This is a genomic window from Cupriavidus lacunae (assembly GCF_003353055.1).
In the GTDB taxonomy this organism is placed as follows: domain Bacteria; phylum Pseudomonadota; class Gammaproteobacteria; order Burkholderiales; family Burkholderiaceae; genus Cupriavidus; species Cupriavidus lacunae.
In genome coordinates this window covers 1-17264 of sequence record NZ_QKWJ01000012.1, presented here as the reverse complement: position 1 = coordinate 17264, position 17264 = coordinate 1, and the positions used below count along the sequence as shown (strand labels likewise).

Below are 17264 nucleotides of genomic sequence, written 5' to 3'. Positions count from 1 at the left end.
TGGCCCGCTTACCAGCCCTTGCTCTGCGGCGCCGCCGGCCGCTGGCCGCCGGGCTCGCCTGTGGCGGCCTTCGGCGGCGGTGCAGGCACGATCGGCGTCTGCGGGTACAGCTTCTGCCAGCGCGCCTTCAGCCCGTTGGCGATCTCCGCCTGGTTGTAGCGCTCGGCAAAGTCGATCACGGTCATGCCCTGCTGGTTCTTCAGGCGCATGTCGGCGCCCTCATCCAGCAGCAGCTTGACGGTCTCGATATGGCCGCCGCGCGCGGCCATCATCAGCGGCGTGGTGCCGTTGGGGCTTTCGGCGTCGATATAGGCGGCATGGTCGACCAGGTACTTGACCACGTTGTTGTGGCCGTTGGTGGCCGCATAGTGCAATGGCGTCCAGCCGGTCTTGTTGATCTCGGCCTCCATGTCGTCGACCATCAGCTTGACCATGTCCAGTTCGCCCTGCAGCGCGGCCATCATCAGCGGGGTCTCGCCGGCCGGGTTGGCCTTGTCGAAGTCGATGTCCTTGGCGCGGATCAGCGCCGTGGCCGCCTTCAGCGACTTCTCGCGCAGCGCCACCACCAGGGCCGGGTTGCCACGGCTGTCGACCACGTTGGGATCGACGCCCTTGGCCAGCAGCTTCTTGATGGTGTTGGCGTCGTCGAATTCCACGGCCTTGCGCATGTCGTCGGCAGGCGCGGCGTGCGCCAGCGTGGCCACGGCCAGCGCGAGGGCGCCGGCGGCGCGTCGGACAAACTTCATGTCAACCATGAGATTTCCTGTCAATATGCTTGAATAGATTGAAGAAATTTTCCGTCGTCTGTTCCGCAACCTGCTCCACCGGCACCCCGCGCAGTTGCGCGATGAACTCGCCCACATGGCGCACCCAGGCGGGCTCGTTGGTCTTGCCACGGTACGGGACCGGCGCCAGGTAGGGCGAATCGGTCTCGATCAGCATGCGGTCCAGCGGCACCTTGCGCGCGGTTTCCTGCAGGTCGGCGGCGCTCTTGAAGGTGACAATGCCGGAAAACGAGATATGGAAGCCCTCGTCCAGCGCCTGGCGGGCAACGTCCCAGGTCTCGGTAAAGCAGTGCATCACGCCGCCGGCCTCGCGCGCGTTCTCTTCGCGCATCAGGCGCAGCGTGTCGTCGGCGGATGAACGGGTATGGATGATCAGCGGCTTGCCGGTCTGGCGCGCGGCGCGGATATGGGTGCGGAAGCGCTCGCGCTGCCATTCCATCTCGGCGATGCTGCGGCCGTTCAGGCGGTAGTAGTCCAGCCCGGTCTCGCCGGTGCCGACCACGCGCGGGTGGGCGGACAGTTCAACCAGCCGCTCCAGCGTCGGGTCTTCGCCCTCTTCGTAGTCCGGATGCACGCCGACCGACGCGTACAGGTTGGGATGCTGCTCGGCCAGCGCCAGCACGCGCGGGAAGTCTTCCAGCGTGACCGAGATGCACAGCGCATGCGTGACCTGGTTGGCGCGCATGTTCTCCAGCAGTTCCGGCAGGCGCGCGGCCAGCTCGGGGAAATCGATATGGCAGTGAGAATCGACAAACATGGGGGAATCTCTATTGGCTCAGGCCACGTCCACGCGGCGGCCGAGGATGATCAGGTCGCGCTCGATACCGTCGAGTACGGCAACGCGCGGCAGGTCGCCCCAGCGCGTAAAGCCCAGCGAGGCAAACAGGCCCAGGCTGGGCGCATTGTGGCCGAAGATAAAGCCGAGCAGCGTATTCACCCCGACCCTGGGCGCATGGTCGATCGCCTGCTGCAGCAGGTAGCGCCCCAGCCCCTGGCCGCGGCGCTGCGCGTCCAGGTAGATCGACACCTCGGCGGTGGCGCCGTAGGCCGGGCGGCCATAGAAGTCTGAAAAGCTCATCCAGCCGGCCATGCGGCCGTCGGCGTCCTCGCACACCCAGAGCGGGCGGCGCCCGGGCTGGTGGGCATCGAACCAGGCCTGGCGCGAGGCCACGGTGACCGGCTCGGTGTCGGCGGTGACCATGCGCGAGGGCACCGTGCTGTTATAGATGGCGACGATGCCCGGCAGGTCGCGGGGCTCAGCGATACGTAGCGAGAAATTCATTGAAAATCAATAAGCTGCGAGAACAATCTCACAACGTTCATAAAGTTTGCGTGGGGCGCCCGGACTCCAGCATCTTGCCCAGGATCTCCTCCACCGCGCGGCGCAGGTTGCGCCCGTTGTCGTCGTCGGGGAAATGCACGCCGACGCCGGGGGTCTTCATCGGTGTGCCCGCCGGGGTGATCCAGGCCACGTGGCCCGCGATCTGGTATTTCTGCGGCCGGTCCAGCAGCGACAGCACCAGGAACACCTGCTCGCCCAGCCGGAACGGCCGGTTCGACGGCACAAAGATGCCGCCGCGCGCCAGGAACGGCATATAGGCCGCATACAGCCCGGCCTGGTCCTTGATCGACAAGGACAGCACATTGGGGCGCGACGCCGCCCCGCTGCCTGTTGGCGCAGCGGGCGGTGCGCCGGCGACTGCTGTGTTCATGGTTGACCCCCAGAATGACGATGCTGCTTGTTGTTATGGCTTTGTTTTGACTGCCTGCCTGCTACCGGAACAGCTGCCGGTATTCCAGAAATACCGCTTCCATCACCAGCCGGGCCGCCAGCGGATGGTTCTCGCTGCGGCGGTGCGCGGCCAGCCGGGAGGCAAAGGCCTGCAGCCGGTGCGCATCGGTGGCCTCTGCACTGCGCGCCAGCACGGCCCGCTCCTTGGGGAAGTACCGTGGGGCGGCGCTGCCGTCCAGGCGCAGTGTCAGCAGATCGTACGTCCAGCGCTGCAGGATGCCAAGCACGGCGGGCACCGACAGCTTTTGCAGTTGCTCGGCCGCCGCAGAGGCGTCGAAGGCGGCGGACGCGCCCAGCTGGCCCACCAGCCAGCGCTGCAGCGGCTGCTCCTCGGCCTCGGCCGCATGCAGCGCGGTCAGCGGTGAGCCGCCGGCCAGCGCCAGCTGGGCCTCGGCATCGGCCACGCCCTGCCCGCGCAGCCAGGCCAGTGCGGCGTCCGGCGTCGGGCGCTGGGCCGAGAACTGGCGGCAGCGCGACAGGATGGTCGGCAGGATGCGGTCCAGGCGGTCGGTCACCAGCAGGAACACGGTGGACGACGGCGGCTCTTCCAGTGTCTTCAGCAAGGCATTGGCGCCCTCGGTCTGCAACGCATCCAGCGGATACACCACCACCACGCGCAGCCCGGCCCGGTGCGTGCCCACGCCCACGGCCTCGATCAGGGCGCGCACCTGCTCCATGCGGATGATCTTGCTGGGCGCCTTCTTCTTGCCGCCCTCGTCGGTCTCGGCCTCGGCCGCGGCGTCCAGCGCCTCGGGCCGAACCACGGTGAAGTCCGGGTGATTGCCCTGGCTGAACCAGTGGCAGGCGGCGCACTGGCCGCAGGGCTGGCCGTCCGGCAGCGGCGCCTCGCACAACAGCCCCTGCGCGAAATGCAGGGCCAGGTCGCGCTTGCCGATGCCTTGCTGGCCATGGATCAGCAAGGCATGCGGCAGCCGCTCGCGCAGTGCGCCAAGCCGTTGCCAGTCTTCCTTCTGCCAGGGATATAGCATGTTTGTTAGCGCTTAAAAATCAGATGGTTGCGATGATCTTCTCAAGTTCATCGCGAATATCGGCAATGCTGCGCGTGGCGTCGATCACCCGGAAGCGCTGCGGCGACTGGGCCGCGCGGCGCAGGTATTCGTCGCGGGTGCGCTGGAAGAAGGCGCGCGATTCGGCCTCGAACTTGTCGGGCGTGCGGGCCCCGGCCAGGCGCGCGCTGGCGGTTTCCAGCGGCACGTCGAACAGCAGCGTCAGGTCCGGCTGCAGGCCGCCCTGCACCCAGTCCTCCAGCGCTTCCAGCCGCTCGGTGGCCAGACCCCTGCCGCCGCCCTGGTAGGCAAAGGTGGCGTCGGTGAAGCGGTCGGAGATCACCCACTTGCCGCGTTCCAGCGCGGGGGCGATGACTTCGGCGATATGCTCGCGGCGGGCCGCGAACATCAGCAGCGCCTCGGTTTCCAGGTGCATCTTGCGATGCAACAGGATCTGGCGCAGGTCCTCGCCCAGAGACGTGCCGCCGGGCTCGCGGGTGGTGACGACGCCGGCGATATCGCTGCGTGCACGCAGGCGGTCGGCGAACCAGTCGATATGGGTGCTCTTGCCGGCGCCGTCGATGCCTTCAAACGTGATGAATTTTCCGCGCATGGAATGCCTATTTGCCGCGCTGGTACTTGTCGACCGCGCGGTTGTGTTCGGGAAGCGAGTTGGAGAAATGGCTGCTGCCGTCGCCGCGGGCGACGAAGTACAGCGCGTCGGACGGCGCCGGCGTGGTAGCCGCCGCCAGCGAGGCCAGCCCCGGCAGCGCGATGGGCGTGGGCGGCAGGCCGGTGCGGGTGTAGGTATTGTACGGGGTGTCGGCCTGCAGGTCGCGCTTGCGCAGGTCGCCGTCGAAGCGCTCGCCCAGGCCGTAGATCACGGTCGGGTCGGTCTGCAGCATCATGTTCTTCCTGAGCCGGTTGACGAACACCGCTGCGATCATCGGGCGCTCCGTGGCCTGGCCGGTTTCCTTCTCGACGATCGAGGCCATCACCAGTGCCTCGTACGGGGTCTTGTATGGCAGGTCGGGCGCGCGCGCGTTCCAGGCCTCGTTCAGGCGCCGCTGCATGGCGCGGTAGGCGTGCTTGTACAGCTCGACATCGCTGCTGCCGCGTGCGAACAGGTAGGTATCGGGGAAGAACAGCCCTTCGGGCGCGGCCTCGGCCGCGCCGATGGCCTTCATCAGCTCCGCGTCGGACATGTCCCGGGTGTCGTGGCGCAGCGCCGGGCTGGCGTCCACCGCGGCGCGCATCTTGCGGAATTCCCAGCCCTCGATCACCGTGACCACATAGTGCGTGACCTCGCCGCGCGCCAGCTTGCCGATGACCGACAGCGGCGTGGCGCCGGTCTCGAACTCATAGCCGCCGGCCTTCAGGTCCGGGCCGTGCCCGGTCAGGCGCACCAGCAGCATGAACAGCCGCGGGTCCATGCCGACGCCGCCCCGCTGGATCTGACGCCCGACGCTCGCGACGCCGGAATTGGGCTTGATCACCACCTCCAGCGGCGAGTTGTTGAGGCGCAGCGGGTGATTGGCCCACCACGCGAACGCGCCCACGGCCGCCAGCGCAAGCACCGGCACGGCCAGCCCAAGACTAAGGAAAAAACGTTTCATGTATCAGGAATAAGGGCGGCTGTCGGGGACCGTCGGAGGGCTTACGCACCACCACGCGCCGCCGGCGCCGGCCGAAAATCTCATAGCCCCATATAATAACCGGCAGCCTCGCACCGACCATGAGCCGTGGCGCAGGCGCCGCCCGGCGCCGCGCAAAACGGGTTGGCCAGTGCCTTTTTTCCTCTCCGATTTGCCTCGACGATTGCCACGCAATGCCAGAACTGAATGCCCAAGCCCAGGAACTCGCCGCAAACCTTGACGCGCTGAACAGCCGCGGCATCGTTTGCACCCCGGCCGGGCTCGGCCTCATTCGTGTGGCCGGCGACGATGCCGCCAGCTTCCTGCACACCCAGCTGACCAATGCGGTCGACGACCTGAAGCCTGGCGCGGCGCGCCTGGCCGGCTACTGTTCGCCCAAGGGGCGGCTGCTCGCCACGTTCCTGATGTGGCGCGACGCCGAAGGCATCGTGCTGCAGCTGTCGGCCGATATCCAGGCGCCGGTGCAGAAGCGGCTGTCGATGTTCGTGCTGCGCGCCAAGGCCAGGCTGTCCGATATCAGCCCCACCCATGCCATCCTCGGCGTCGCCGGGGCGGGTGCCGCCGAGGCGCTTGCCGCTGCTGGCCTGCCCACGCCTGAGGCGGCCTTTGCCGTGGCCGAGGCCGAGGGCGTCACCGTGATCCGCCTGCCGGAAGGCGCCGGCCAGCCACGCTGGCAACTGGTGCTGCCGGCTGAGCGCGCCGACGCGGTACGCGCGGCGCTTTCCGTCACGCTGCAAGATGCCTCGCCCACGCTGTGGGACTGGCTGGAAGTGCAGTCGGGCCTGCCCCGCATTGTCGCGGCCACGCAAGAGCAATTCGTGCCGCAGATGATCAATTTCGAGCTGGTCGGCGGCGTCAATTTCCGCAAGGGCTGCTATCCCGGCCAGGAAATCGTGGCGCGCAGCCAGTACCGCGGCACGCTCAAGCGCCGCATGTGGCTGGTGCAGGGCGAAGGCGAGGTGCCGGCACCCGCTGCCGAAATCTATCGCCCGGAAGATCCGGGCCAGCCGTGCGGCATGATCGTCAACGCCGCGCCCGCGCCCCAGGGTGGCTGGGCCGGCCTGGCCGAGCTCAAGATCGACGCCGCCGCCAGCGCGCTGCGCCTGGGCAGCGCCGAGGGCGCGGCCGTGGCCACCGCCTCCCTGCCCTACGAGGTGCCGCTGGGCGAGGCCGCCCAGGCTGCTGGCTGAACCCCCACAGGACCTGCCATGAGCGATCACCTCTACGTTTATTTCCGCGTCCCGGAAGCCGTCGCCGCCGAGGCGTTGCCGCACTGGCACCGCTGGATGGAGACGGTCGCCGAAGCAACCGGAATTGGTGGTACGCTGATGCGCAGGCCGGAAACCCGCGCCGGCGTGCAGACCTGGATGGAGTGCTACGCCGACGTGCCGCCCGCTTTCGATGCCACGCTGGAAGGCCTGTGGCGGCAGAGCGGACTGGACCAATGGGTGGATGGCGAGCGGCGGGCCGAGCACTTTGTCGACCTGGACGTGCTGTAGGCGTCCCGGCTGCCGTTGGATTGAAGTACGTCGGGCGCTACTGCAGCAACCCCGGCGGCAAAGGAAGCAAGCGATGTGTCTGATCCTGGTTGCCTGGCAATCCCACCCAGACTATGCCCTGGTCGTCGCCGGCAACCGCGATGAATTCTATGTCCGCCCCGCGGCGGCCGCGCACTGGTGGCAGGATGCGCCGCAGGTGCTGGCCGGGCGCGACCTGGCGGAAGTCATCGGCGAGCCCGGCACCTGGATGGGTGTCAACGCCGACGGCCGCTTTGCCGCGCTGACCAACTACCGCGCCCCCTCCGAAAAACGCACCGATGCGCGCTCGCGCGGCGAACTGGTGGCCGGCTTCCTGCGCGGCCACGAGGCTCCATTTGACTACCTGGACGGCCTCGCCGGCCAGGACGGCTGCTACAACGGTTTCAACCTGCTGGCGAGCGACCTGCGTGAGCTCTGGTGGTACAGCAACCGCTCCGCCTCGCGCCAGCCGCAACGGCTGCGCCCGGGGCTGTACGGCCTGTCCAACGCACTGCTCGACACCCCCTGGCCCAAGGTGCGCAGCCGCGTCGGCGCGCTGGCGGAAGTGCTGGCCGCCGACAGCGGCCAGGCCAGCGCCAGCGCCGAGCCGTACCTGCAGATGCTGGCCGACAAGCGCCAGGCGGCGGATTTCGAATTGCCCTCCACAGGCGTGGCGCCGGACTGGGAAAAGCTGCTGTCGTCCGCGTTTATCCGCTCACCGCTGTACGGCACACGTGCCAGCACGGTACTGCGCGTGCGCCACGATGGCCGTTTCGACCTGAGCGAGCGCAGCTTCGACGCCGACGGGCGTATCGGCGATGTGTCGTATCACGGCATGCTGAACCTGTCGCGCGACACCGGCATCGTACAGGCGCCGCGCTGACCGTTGCGGCTCAGCGCGCCAGGCGCTTGCGCATCTCCACGTGCGGGATGCCCGCCTCTTCGAATTCCGGCCCCACCTGCGCAAAGCCCACGCGCGCATAGAACGGCGCCGCGTGCGTCTGCGCGTTGAGCACCAGTTCCGGATAGCCCAGCTGTTCAGCCTGGCGCATCAGCGCATCCAGCACCAGCGCACCGACGCCGGTGCCGCGCGCGGACTTCAGCACCGCCATGCGCCCGATATGGCCATCGGGCAGCAGCCGGCCGGTGGCCACCGGCGTGCCGTCCCCGGCCAGCGCCAGCGCGTGCCAGCTCGGCTCGTCCCATTCATCCCATTCCAGCTCCACCGGCACGCCCTGCTCTTCGACAAAGACGGCGTAGCGGATGGCGCGCGCGCGTTCGCGGGCTTCGGACCAGGGGCAGATCAGGACGGTAACGGACATGACAGTGCAATCAGGCAGACGTGGATGACAGCGGCTTGGATGCCGCCGGGCGCTCATGATACGCCAGTGTGCAGTGACCGCGGATGCACCAAAGCGGATCACTCATCGCATTGTCGCCCCTCAATCTGCACCATATCAGGGTTAGCCCGGGGTCGGCAGCCGCTTAGCAAATTTGTATGATGACCTGATTACCGAATAACCCGGAAAGCTGCCGTGTTCCAGAAAGTCCCTGCCCGCGCCCTCACCGACAACGTCGCCGAACAACTGCTGGACAAGATCCAGGGCGGCGCCTTTGCCCGCGGCGACAAGCTGCCCACCGAGGCGGTGCTGTCCGAGGAGTTCGGCGTCAGCCGCACCGTGGTGCGCGAAGCCATTTCCCGCTTGAAGTACGAAGGCGTGGTCGAGTCGCGCCAGGGCAGCGGCGTGTTCGTGACGCTGCAGGCCGGCATCCGGCCGCTGCGCATCGACTACACCGACACCGGCACGCTGGAATCGGTGCTGCAGATCGTCGAACTGCGCCGCGCGATCGAGGCCGAGGTGGCCGCGCAGGCCGCCCGGCGCCGCACCGATGCGTCGATGGCGGCGATCGACGCCGCGCTGGCCCGCCTCGACGAAGAGGTCGCGCAAGGCGGCGACGGCGTGGCCGAGGACGTGGCCTTCCACCGCGCCATCGCCGAGGCCACCGGCAACCCGTATTTCCTGAAGACGCTGGCCTTCCTCAGCCAGTACCTGGAAGCCGCCACGCGCGTGACGCGGACCAACGAGGCGCGCCGCGCGGACTTTTCGCGCCAGGTGCGCGAGGAACACCAGGCCATCGTCGCCGCCATCCGCGCCGGTGACCCGCTGGCCGCGCGCAATGCCGCGCAGAACCATATGTACAACGCCGCGCACCGGCTGGCCCAGCTTGGCGCCGACGAAAGCGGCGAAGCGCACGGCGCCAGCAACTGACGCGCCCCCCCGATCCATCGAACTATCCGTATCTGCTTCAGGAGTCCCTTCATGTCCAGGAATATCGGCGTCATCGGCCTTGGTGCCATGGGCTTTGGTGTCGCGCAGTCGCTGCTGCGTGCCGGCTTCCATGTGCACGCGTGCGACCTGCGCCCCGAGGTGCTGCAGCGCTTTGCCGATGCCGGCGGCGTGCCGTGCGCCTCGCCCGCCGAGCTGGGCAGCCGCTGCGACGTGGTGCTGACGCTGGTGGTCAACGCGCAGCAGACCGAGGCCGTGCTGTTCGGCGCCAACGGTGCCGCTGCCGCGATGCAGCCGGGCAAGCTGGTGATCGCCAGCGCCACCGTGCCGCCGGGCTTTGCCGAGGCGCTGGGCCGCCGGCTGGCCGAACAGGGCCTGCTGATGCTGGACGCACCGGTCTCGGGCGGCGCCGCCCGCGCCGCCAGCGGCGAGATGACGATGATGACCTCAGGCCCCGCCGAAGCCTATGCGCTGGCCGAGGACGTGCTGGCCGCCATCGCCGGCAAGGTGTATCGCCTGGGCGCCGAGCATGGCGCGGGTTCCAAGGTCAAGATCATCAACCAGCTGCTGGCCGGCGTGCATATCGCCGCGGCGGCCGAGGCCATGGCGCTGGGCCTGCGCGAAGGCGTGGACCCGGACGCGCTCTATGACGTGATCACGCACAGCGCGGGCAACTCGTGGATGTTCGAGAACCGCGTGCCGCATATCCTGAAGGGCGACTACACGCCGCTGTCGGCGGTCGATATCTTCGTCAAGGACCTGGGCATGGTGCTCGACACCGCGCGCCACAGCAAATTCCCGCTGCCGCTGTCCGCCGCCGCGCACCAGATGTTCATGATGGCGTCCACCGCCGGCCATGGCGGCGAGGACGACTCGGCCGTGATCAAGATCTTCCCGGGCATCGAGCTGCCGGGCAAGGCCGAGTAACCGGGGGGAAGCGAAGATGACCGCAGGCACCCTCGCCCACCGCCCGCTGTTGGGCTGCATCGCCGACGATTTCACCGGCGCCACCGATCTCGCCAACACGCTGGTGCGCAACGGCATGCGCACCGTGCAGACCATCGGGCTCCCCGATGCGGGTGCCGCACAGGACATCGGCCAGGCCGATGCGCTGGTGGTCGCGCTCAAGTCCCGCACCATCCCTGCCGCCGAGGCCGTGGCCCAGTCGCTGGCCGCGCTGCAGTGGCTGCGCGCGCAGGGCTGCCAACAGTTCGTGTTCAAGTACTGCTCGACCTTCGACTCGACCGACGCCGGCAATATCGGCCCGGTCGCCGAGGCACTGCTGGCGGCGCTGGACAGCGACTTCACCATCGCCTGCCCTGCCTTCCCGGAGAACGGCCGCACCATTTTCCGCGGCCACCTGTTCGTGGGCGACGTGCTGCTCAATGAGTCGGGCATGGAACACCATCCGCTGACGCCGATGACCGATGCCAACCTGGTGCGCGTGCTGCAGCGCCAGAGCCAGGACAAGGTGGGCCTGCTGCGCTACGACGCGGTGGCGCGCGGCGCGCAGGCTACCACCGAGCGCATTGCCGCGCTGCGCAGCGACGGCGTGCGGCTGGCGATTGCCGATGCGGTGTCCGACGCGGACCTGCTCACGCTGGGCGAAGCCTGCGCCGGCCTGCCGCTGATCACTGGCGGCTCCGGCATCGCGCTGGGCCTGCCCGAAAATTTCCGCCGCGCCGGCCTGCTGCCGCAGCGCGCCGACGCCGACGCGGTGCCGGCCATCGACGGCGCGGGCGTGGTGCTGGCCGGCAGCGCCTCGCGCGCGACCAACGTCCAGGTGGCGCGCTGGCTGGAACAAGGCCGCCCGGCGCTGCGCATCGACCCACTGGCACTGGCGCGCGGCGAGGCCGTGGCCGACGCGGCGCTGGCCTTTGCCGCCGGCCATGACGAACCGGTGCTGATCTACGCAACCTCAAGCCCCGACCAAGTCAAGGCCGTGCAGGCCGAGCTGGGCGTGGAGCGCGCCGGCCATCTGGTCGAACAATGCCTGGCCACGGTTGCCACCGGGCTGCTGGCACGCGGCACACGCCGCTTCGTGGTGGCGGGCGGCGAAACCTCAGGCGCGGTGGTGCAGGCGCTGGGCGTGCGCGCGCTGCGCATCGGCGCGCAGATTGCACCGGGGGTGCCGGCCACCGTCACGCTGGATGCGAAGCCGCTGGCGCTGGCGCTCAAGTCGGGCAACTTCGGCGGCCCGGACTTCTTTGACGAGGCGCTGCGCCAGCTCGGAGGCCAGGCATGAGTACTGAAAGCAAACTGCGCGAAGAGATCTGCCGCATCGGCGCCAGCCTGTACCAGCGCGGCTATACCGTGGGCTCGGCCGGCAATATCAGCGCACGGCTGGACGACGGCTGGCTGATCACGCCGACCGATGCCTGCCTGGGCATGATGGATCCGGCCGCCGTGGCCAAGGTGGCCACCGATGGCAGCTGGGTGTCGGGCGACAAGCCATCCAAGACACTGACGCTGCATCGCGCGATCTACGACAACAACCCCGGGGCGCACGCCGTGGTGCATACGCACTCGACGCACCTCGTGGCCCTGACGCTGGCCGGTGTCTGGCAACCGGACGACGTACTGCCGCCGCTCACGCCTTACTACGTGATGAAGGTCGGCCATATCCCGCTGATTCCCTACCATCGCCCCGGCGATCCGGCCGTGGCCGCGCGCGTGGCCACGCTGGCTGCGCAGGTGCGCGGCGTGCTGCTGGAGCGTCTTGGTCCGGTGGTGTGGGAAGCCAGCGTCTCGCGCGCCGCGTTCGCGCTGGAAGAACTGGAGGAGACCGCCAAGCTATGGATGACGATGAAAGACGTGCCGGGCTTTGCCGCCCGCGCGGCGCTGCCCGACAGCGCCCTGGCTGAGCTGCGCGACGCCTTCCAGGCGCGCTGGTAACAACCGCTTTCCCCGATAAACGACGGCTTCACCCGGCGCGGTTGCCTTGCGGCCACCGTGCGGGGGACGCGCATGCCTGCATTCCGCGCGCCGTCGCATTACTAGACCAGACCCACCACCATACCCGGAGACCACCGTGAACCCAAACCAACCGGCGGCCAGCGTGCCTGCCTTTGACAGCCTGGGCGGCAACGCCCGGCTGGACAGCGACGCAGTGATTGAGAAGCGCGCCTACCACAAGGTGTTCTGGCGCATCATGCCGTTCCTGATGCTGTGCTACGTGGTCGCCTACCTCGACCGCGTCAACGTCGGCTTTGCCAAGCTGCAGATGGCCCAGGACCTGGCCTTCTCCGAAACCGTGTTCGGCCTCGGCGCCGGCCTGTTCTTTATCGGCTACTTCCTGTTCGAGGTGCCCAGCAACCTGCTGATGCATCGCATCGGCGCGCGCATCTGGATTGCGCGCATCATGATCACGTGGGGCATCATCTCGGCGCTGTTCCTGTTCGTGAAGACGCCGACCCAGTTCTACGCGATGCGCTTCCTGCTCGGCCTGGCCGAAGCGGGCTTCTACCCCGGCGTGATCCTGTACCTGACCTACTGGTTCCCGGCCAACCGCCGCGCCAGGATGATCGCGCTGTTCATGTCGGGCATCCCCATCGCGGGCATGTTCGGCAATCCGCTGTCGGGCTGGATCATGGACGCCTTCAACGGCACGCACGACCTGCGCGGCTGGCAATGGATGTTTCTGCTCGAGGCACTGCCCGCGTTCGTGATCGGCGTGGTGACAGTGTTCGTGCTGCGCGACGGCATCGACAAGGCGCCGTGGCTCGACGCCGATGAAAAGCGCGTGCTCAAGCGCAATATCGAGGAAGACCAGCGCAGCGCACAGAGCGCCGCCACCGCCGCCGGCAAGGCCCACGGCCACTCGCTGGGCGCGGTGTTCGCCGACCGCCGCGTGTGGTGGATGTGCCTGATCTACTTCTGCTTCGTCACCGGCCAGTACGCGCTGACCTTCTGGATGCCCACGCTGGTGAAGACCAGCGGCGTCACCGGCAACCTGAACATCGGCTTGCTGTCGGCCATCCCGTTCCTCTGCGCCGTGGTGGTGATGAACATCCTCGGCCACAGCGCCGATGCGCGCCGCGAACGCCGCTGGCACCTGATCGTGCCGGCGCTGATGGGCGCGGTGGGCTTTGCCATTGCCGCCTCGTTCACCAAGAATACGGAGGTGGCCATCGCCGCGCTGTCGCTGGCCGCGGCCGGGGTGCTGACCTGTGCGCCGCTGTTCTGGTCGCTGCCGACCTCGTTCCTGACCGGCATCGCCGCCGCTTCGGGCATCGCCGTGGTCAACTCGGTGGGCAACCTGGCCGGCTTTGTCGCGCCGTACATGGTGGGCTACCTGACCGACCTGACGCACAGCACGCAGTCGAGCATGTATGTGCTGTCGGCGATCCTGGTGGTCGGCGCCGCGCTGGTGTGGCTGACGCCGGCTAAACTGGTCAATCGTTGAACCCGGCAGGCCCGGCCGCGGCCGTGCCTGCCCCTGCTATCGCTCTGGAGTTCCCATGCCGCGCTTCGCCGCAAACCTGTCGATGATGTACAACGAGCACGCTTTCCTGGACCGCTTCGCCGCTGCCGCGGCGGACGGCTTCCAGGCGGTGGAGTACCTGTTCCCGTACGAGCACGCCGCCGCCGAACTGCGCGCGCGCCTGGACGCGAACGGTCTCACGCAGGCGCTGTTCAACGCCCCGCCGGGCGACTGGGCAGTGGGCGAACGCGGCCTGGCCGCCCTGCCCGGGCGCGAGGCGGAATTCCGCGGCACCATCGAGCGCGCGCTGGAATACGCCGGCGTGATCGGCAATGACCGCATCCACGTGATGGCGGGCCTGATCCCTGCCGATGCCAACCGAGCGCACTGCCGTTCCACCTACCTCGAAAACCTCGCCTTTGCAGCCAGCGCTGCCGCCGCTCAGGGCGTGACCGTACTGATCGAGCCGATCAACACGCGCGACATGCCGGGCTATTTCCTGAACCGCCAGGACGACGGCCAGGCCGTCTGCAAGGAAGTCGGCGCGGCCAACCTGAAGGTGCAGTTCGACTGCTACCACTGCCAGATCGTCGAAGGCGATATCGCGATGAAGCTCAGGCGCGACATCGCGGGCATCGGCCATATCCAGATCGCCGGCGTGCCCGAGCGCCATGAGCCGAATGTGGGCGAGCTGAACTATCCCTACCTGTTCGAGGTCATGGACACGCTCGGCTACGACGGCTGGATCGGCTGCGAATACCGCCCGCGCGCCGGCACCTCGGCAGGCCTCGGCTGGCTCAAGCCCTACCTGGGCCGCTGATCGCGGCAAACCCCAAGAACAACCGCTCCCATCCTGCCATGAACGTACTGATTACCGGCGGCGCCGGCTTCCTCGGCCTGCAACTCGCCCGCCTGCTGCTGCAGCGCGGCACCCTGAACCTGGACGGCCAGCCCGTGGCCATCGGGCGCCTGACGCTGCTGGACGTGGTGGCGCCGCAAGGCCTGGACGATGCGCGCGTGCGCGTGGTGACCGGCGACCTGTCCGACCCCGCCGTGCTGCGCCAGGCCATCGACACCGATACCGGCGCGGTGTTCCACCTGGCCGCCGTGGTCAGCGGCCAGGCCGAGGCCGATTTCGACCTGGGCATGCGCGTCAACCTGGACGCCTCGCGCGCGCTGCTGGAAACCTGCCGCGAGCTGGGCCACCGGCCGCGCGTGCTGTTCACCAGCTCGGTCGCGGTCTACGGCGGCCAGCTGCCGCCGGTGGTGCAGGACGACACCGCGCTGAACCCGCAATCGTCGTACGGCGTGCAGAAGGCCATCGGCGAACTGCTGCTGTCGGACTACAGCCGCCGCGGCTTTGTCGACGGCCGCGTGCTGCGCCTGCCCACCATCAGCGTGCGGCCGGGCAAGCCCAATGCGGCGGCCTCGTCGTTCGCCAGCGGCATCATCCGCGAGCCGCTGTCGGGCGTCACCGCCAATTGCCCGGTGGCACCGGAAACGCCGCTGTGGCTGCTGTCGCCGCGCGCGGCCGTGGCGGCGCTGGTCAACGGTATCGAACTGGCCGGCGAGCGGCTGGGCAACCGCCGCGTGGTGAACCTGCCGGGCCTGTCGGTCACGGCCGCCGGCATGGTCGACGCGCTGCGCCGCGTGGCGGGCGATGCCGTGGCGGACCGCGTGACGTGGGAGCGCGAAGCGCGCGTGGAGAACATCGTCGGCACCTGGCCCGCGGCGTGGAATGCGGAGCGTGCGCAGTCGCTGGGGTTCCAGAGCGATGCGAGCTTCGATGAGGTGATTCGGGCGTATATGGAGGATGCGGGGCTAGGCAAGTAAGCGGCTCTGCTCCACTATTGCGACGGTCCTCTGATTTTGCTGAGAGCCGGTCCCCTCTCCCGCTTGCGGGAGAGGGTTAGGGAGAGGGCCAGAGCGTCGCGGCCTTACACCGCTTGTCGCGAGGCACGCGCCTGCCCTCTTCCCCAGCCCCTCTCCCGCAAGCGGGAGAGGGGAGCAAACAAGCGGGCTTCAAAGTCCTGTGGTTCGCCAACTACGCAGCCGGCTTCACCATCTCATACCCCTCGATAATCTCCCGCACCAGCCCCGGAATCGCCGCCGATTTCTGCGTGGCCGGATCCGCGCACACATAGACGATCTCGCCCGTGATCAGGTGTTCGTCGCCGCGGAACATCTCCACCCGGAACAGCATGCTGGAGCGCCCCAGCCGCGACATGCGGCCGCGGATCTCCAGCTCATCGTCATAGCGCGCCGAGGCGTGGTACTCCAGCGTGGACTTGACCACGAAGATGTCAACGCCGTGCGCGTGCAGCACGTCTTCCGGGTAGCGGATGCCCAGTGCGCGCCAGTACTCTGTCACGCAGATATCGCAGTACGTCAGGTAGTGCGCGTTGAAGACGATCGATTGCGGATCGACTTCGGCCCAGCGCACGCGCAGCGGAATACTGTGGCGGAAATCCTCTTTGGCCATCGGCGTGGTCCTTGTCTGTGGTCGTCGCTTGTCAAAGCGCCAGGCCGCCGGCCCGCCGGACGGGGCCGGCAGGCGCGGCGGCCTGGATGGGCTGTGATGTCTGCAGGCTTATTGCGGCTTGGCCAGCCCCAGCTTGTCGATGATCGCCTTTTCCTTCTTGACAGTGTCGGCCGCGAACTGCGCGTACTGCTGGCTGTTCATGTAGTACGGCTCCATGTCGAACTTGGCCAGCGATTCGCGGTAGTTGGGCATGTCCATGGCCTTCTTGAAGGCATCATGCAGCTTCTGCACGATCTTCGGGTCGGTGCCCTTGGGCGCGACCAGGCCGAACGGCGAGGTCTGCACGATGCCGATGCCCAGTTCCTTCAGCGTCGGCACGTTGGGGAAGCGCGCCGAGCGCTTCTCGCCCCAGGTCGACAGCAGGCGCAGCTTGCCCTGCTCCACGTACGGTGCCCATGCCGGCGTGTCGGCCACCGACATCACGTGGCCGCCCAGCAGCGCCTGCATCGACTCGGAATTGCCCTTGTAGGGGATGTGCGAGAACTGCACGCCCTGCTTCATCGCCAGCTCTTCCATGGTCAGGTGCAGCGTGGTCATGGAGCCCGGCGAGCCGTAGGTCAGCTTGCCCGGATTGGCCTTGGCGTAGGCGATGTACTCCTGCATCGTCTTGATCGGCGAATCGGCCGGCACGACCAGGCCGAACGAGTAGCCAGCGAGGTTGATGATGTAGCTCAGGTCCTTGACCGGGTCCCAGTTGATCTTGGTGGTGTACGGCAGGCGGTAGACCGGCATGGCGACCTGGGCCAGCGTGTAGCCGTCCGGCGCGGTGGTCTGCATCATCTGCGCGGGCAGCACGCCGCCGGCACCGGGCTTGTTCTCGACGATCACGGGCTGGCCCAGGATCTTCGAGGCGTTGTCGGCAAGCACGCGGAACGGGATATCCGTGGAGCCGCCGGCGGTATAACCGATCACCAGGCGGATCGGGCGCTGCGGGAACTTGTCGGCCTGTGCCTGGGCAGGCATGGCGGCAAGACCCATGGCCGCGGTGGCGGCGGCGATGCCCGCGCGGGCGATAAAGTGGCGGCGTTGCATTTGACTAGGTCTCCTTGTGCTGCAAGTCACTGCTGAAAAATCATGATCGATGCCGGCATGGCCCGGCCGCGAGGCTTGGTTAGGGTCTGTTCCCATATGGGAACAGACCCTTCTATGAGGGCGAGGGTGTCAACCCCCCTTACAGTATTGGATTTCAGCATAGGAATGTCTGGCGCGATACTCTCTCCTTGCAAGCCATTACTTTTCGTTCGCGGACTGACGC

At 68.0% G+C, this 17264-nt stretch carries 21 protein-coding genes; 10 read left to right on the top strand and 11 right to left on the bottom strand.

Translation table 11 applies throughout. From position 1 onward, the window contains the following. Window positions 1-8: 8 nt before the first annotated feature. The 7 genes from DN412_RS12420 to mltG form a co-directional block, all read right to left on the bottom strand. Window positions 9-746 carry an ankyrin repeat domain-containing protein gene (locus DN412_RS12420; protein WP_425267410.1) on the bottom strand — a complete coding sequence of 246 codons (738 nt, stop codon included), beginning with the start codon at window positions 744-746 and terminating at the stop codon, window positions 9-11. A 1-nt stretch (window position 747) separates the two neighbouring features. After that, window positions 748-1542, bottom strand: a complete 795-nt coding sequence (locus DN412_RS12415; RefSeq protein WP_078196128.1) for a TatD family hydrolase — start codon at window positions 1540-1542, stop codon at window positions 748-750. A gap of 18 nt (window positions 1543-1560) precedes the next feature. Then, window positions 1561-2067: a GNAT family N-acetyltransferase gene (locus tag DN412_RS12410; RefSeq protein WP_115015718.1), complete on the bottom strand. Its 507-nt coding sequence runs from the start codon at window positions 2065-2067 to the stop codon at window positions 1561-1563. A 37-nt stretch (window positions 2068-2104) separates the two neighbouring features. After that, window positions 2105-2497 carry a PilZ domain-containing protein gene (locus tag DN412_RS12405; protein WP_010810001.1) on the bottom strand — a complete coding sequence of 131 codons (393 nt, stop codon included), beginning with the start codon at window positions 2495-2497 and terminating at the stop codon, window positions 2105-2107. Window positions 2498-2558: 61 nt separating this feature from the next. Next, on the bottom strand, window positions 2559-3566 hold the full coding sequence (locus DN412_RS12400; RefSeq protein WP_115015714.1) for a DNA polymerase III subunit delta': 1008 nt from the start codon (window positions 3564-3566) through the stop codon (window positions 2559-2561). 19 nt (window positions 3567-3585) lie between these two features. Next, a complete protein-coding gene (tmk, locus tag DN412_RS12395; protein ID WP_115015711.1) occupies window positions 3586-4197 on the bottom strand; it encodes a dTMP kinase in 612 nt (203 codons plus the stop codon). Window positions 4198-4204: 7 nt separating this feature from the next. After that, window positions 4205-5200, bottom strand: a complete 996-nt coding sequence (mltG, locus tag DN412_RS12390) for an endolytic transglycosylase MltG (protein ID WP_115015707.1) — start codon at window positions 5198-5200, stop codon at window positions 4205-4207. A gap of 212 nt (window positions 5201-5412) precedes the next feature. Between mltG and ygfZ the strand changes: the two genes are divergently transcribed. The 3 genes from ygfZ (at window position 5413) to DN412_RS12375 (ending at window position 7639) form a co-directional block, all read left to right on the top strand. Further along, complete coding sequence (gene ygfZ, locus DN412_RS12385; RefSeq protein WP_115015705.1) at window positions 5413-6429, top strand: CAF17-like 4Fe-4S cluster assembly/insertion protein YgfZ; 1017 nt, start codon at window positions 5413-5415, stop codon at window positions 6427-6429. Window positions 6430-6447: 18 nt separating this feature from the next. Beyond that, window positions 6448-6738: a DUF4936 family protein gene (locus DN412_RS12380; protein WP_013956564.1), complete on the top strand. Its 291-nt coding sequence runs from the start codon at window positions 6448-6450 to the stop codon at window positions 6736-6738. A gap of 73 nt (window positions 6739-6811) precedes the next feature. After that, window positions 6812-7639: an NRDE family protein gene (locus DN412_RS12375; RefSeq protein WP_078196121.1), complete on the top strand. Its 828-nt coding sequence runs from the start codon at window positions 6812-6814 to the stop codon at window positions 7637-7639. Between the two features lie 10 nt (window positions 7640-7649). Here DN412_RS12375 and DN412_RS12370 read toward each other — a convergent pair whose 3' ends face one another. Then, window positions 7650-8078, bottom strand: coding sequence for a GNAT family N-acetyltransferase (locus tag DN412_RS12370; protein WP_115015703.1), 429 nt, complete (start codon window positions 8076-8078; stop codon window positions 7650-7652). A gap of 213 nt (window positions 8079-8291) precedes the next feature. Between DN412_RS12370 and DN412_RS12365 the strand changes: the two genes are divergently transcribed. The 7 genes from DN412_RS12365 to denD all read left to right on the top strand — a co-directional run bounded on the left by DN412_RS12365 (window position 8292) and on the right by denD (window position 15300). Next, window positions 8292-9026 carry a FadR/GntR family transcriptional regulator gene (locus DN412_RS12365; RefSeq protein WP_115015700.1) on the top strand — a complete coding sequence of 245 codons (735 nt, stop codon included), beginning with the start codon at window positions 8292-8294 and terminating at the stop codon, window positions 9024-9026. 51 nt (window positions 9027-9077) lie between these two features. After that, on the top strand, window positions 9078-9971 hold the full coding sequence (gene ltnD / locus DN412_RS12360) for an L-threonate dehydrogenase (RefSeq protein WP_115015698.1): 894 nt from the start codon (window positions 9078-9080) through the stop codon (window positions 9969-9971). Between the two features lie 16 nt (window positions 9972-9987). Further along, window positions 9988-11289, top strand: coding sequence for a 3-oxo-tetronate kinase (otnK, locus tag DN412_RS12355; RefSeq protein WP_115015696.1), 1302 nt, complete (start codon window positions 9988-9990; stop codon window positions 11287-11289). After that, on the top strand, window positions 11286-11939 hold the full coding sequence (gene otnC / locus DN412_RS12350) for a 3-oxo-tetronate 4-phosphate decarboxylase (protein ID WP_115015694.1): 654 nt from the start codon (window positions 11286-11288) through the stop codon (window positions 11937-11939). The genes otnK and otnC overlap by 4 nt, the downstream gene beginning before the upstream one ends. A gap of 136 nt (window positions 11940-12075) precedes the next feature. Next, complete coding sequence (locus DN412_RS12345) at window positions 12076-13449, top strand: MFS transporter (protein WP_208647601.1); 1374 nt, start codon at window positions 12076-12078, stop codon at window positions 13447-13449. 55 nt (window positions 13450-13504) lie between these two features. Then, entirely contained in the window at window positions 13505-14287 is a 783-nt protein-coding gene (gene otnI, locus DN412_RS12340) for a 2-oxo-tetronate isomerase (RefSeq protein ID WP_115015692.1), read from the top strand. A gap of 38 nt (window positions 14288-14325) precedes the next feature. After that, entirely contained in the window at window positions 14326-15300 is a 975-nt protein-coding gene (gene denD, locus DN412_RS12335; protein WP_115015690.1) for a D-erythronate dehydrogenase, read from the top strand. Between the two features lie 211 nt (window positions 15301-15511). Here the strand turns inward: denD and DN412_RS12330 are convergent, their stop codons facing one another. The 3 genes from DN412_RS12330 to DN412_RS44035 all read right to left on the bottom strand — a co-directional run. Next, window positions 15512-15949 (bottom strand): YbgC/FadM family acyl-CoA thioesterase, encoded by a 438-nt coding sequence (locus tag DN412_RS12330; RefSeq protein ID WP_115015688.1) that lies wholly within the window; start codon window positions 15947-15949, stop codon window positions 15512-15514. 108 nt (window positions 15950-16057) lie between these two features. Further along, the gene (locus DN412_RS12325) at window positions 16058-17041 is read right to left on the bottom strand and encodes a tripartite tricarboxylate transporter substrate binding protein (RefSeq protein ID WP_078196112.1); all 984 of its coding nucleotides are present in this window, start codon (window positions 17039-17041) and stop codon (window positions 16058-16060) included. Window positions 17042-17067: 26 nt separating this feature from the next. Next, the coding region (locus tag DN412_RS44035) for a hypothetical protein (protein WP_208647600.1) at window positions 17068-17264 on the bottom strand (197 nt) is incomplete at its 5' end.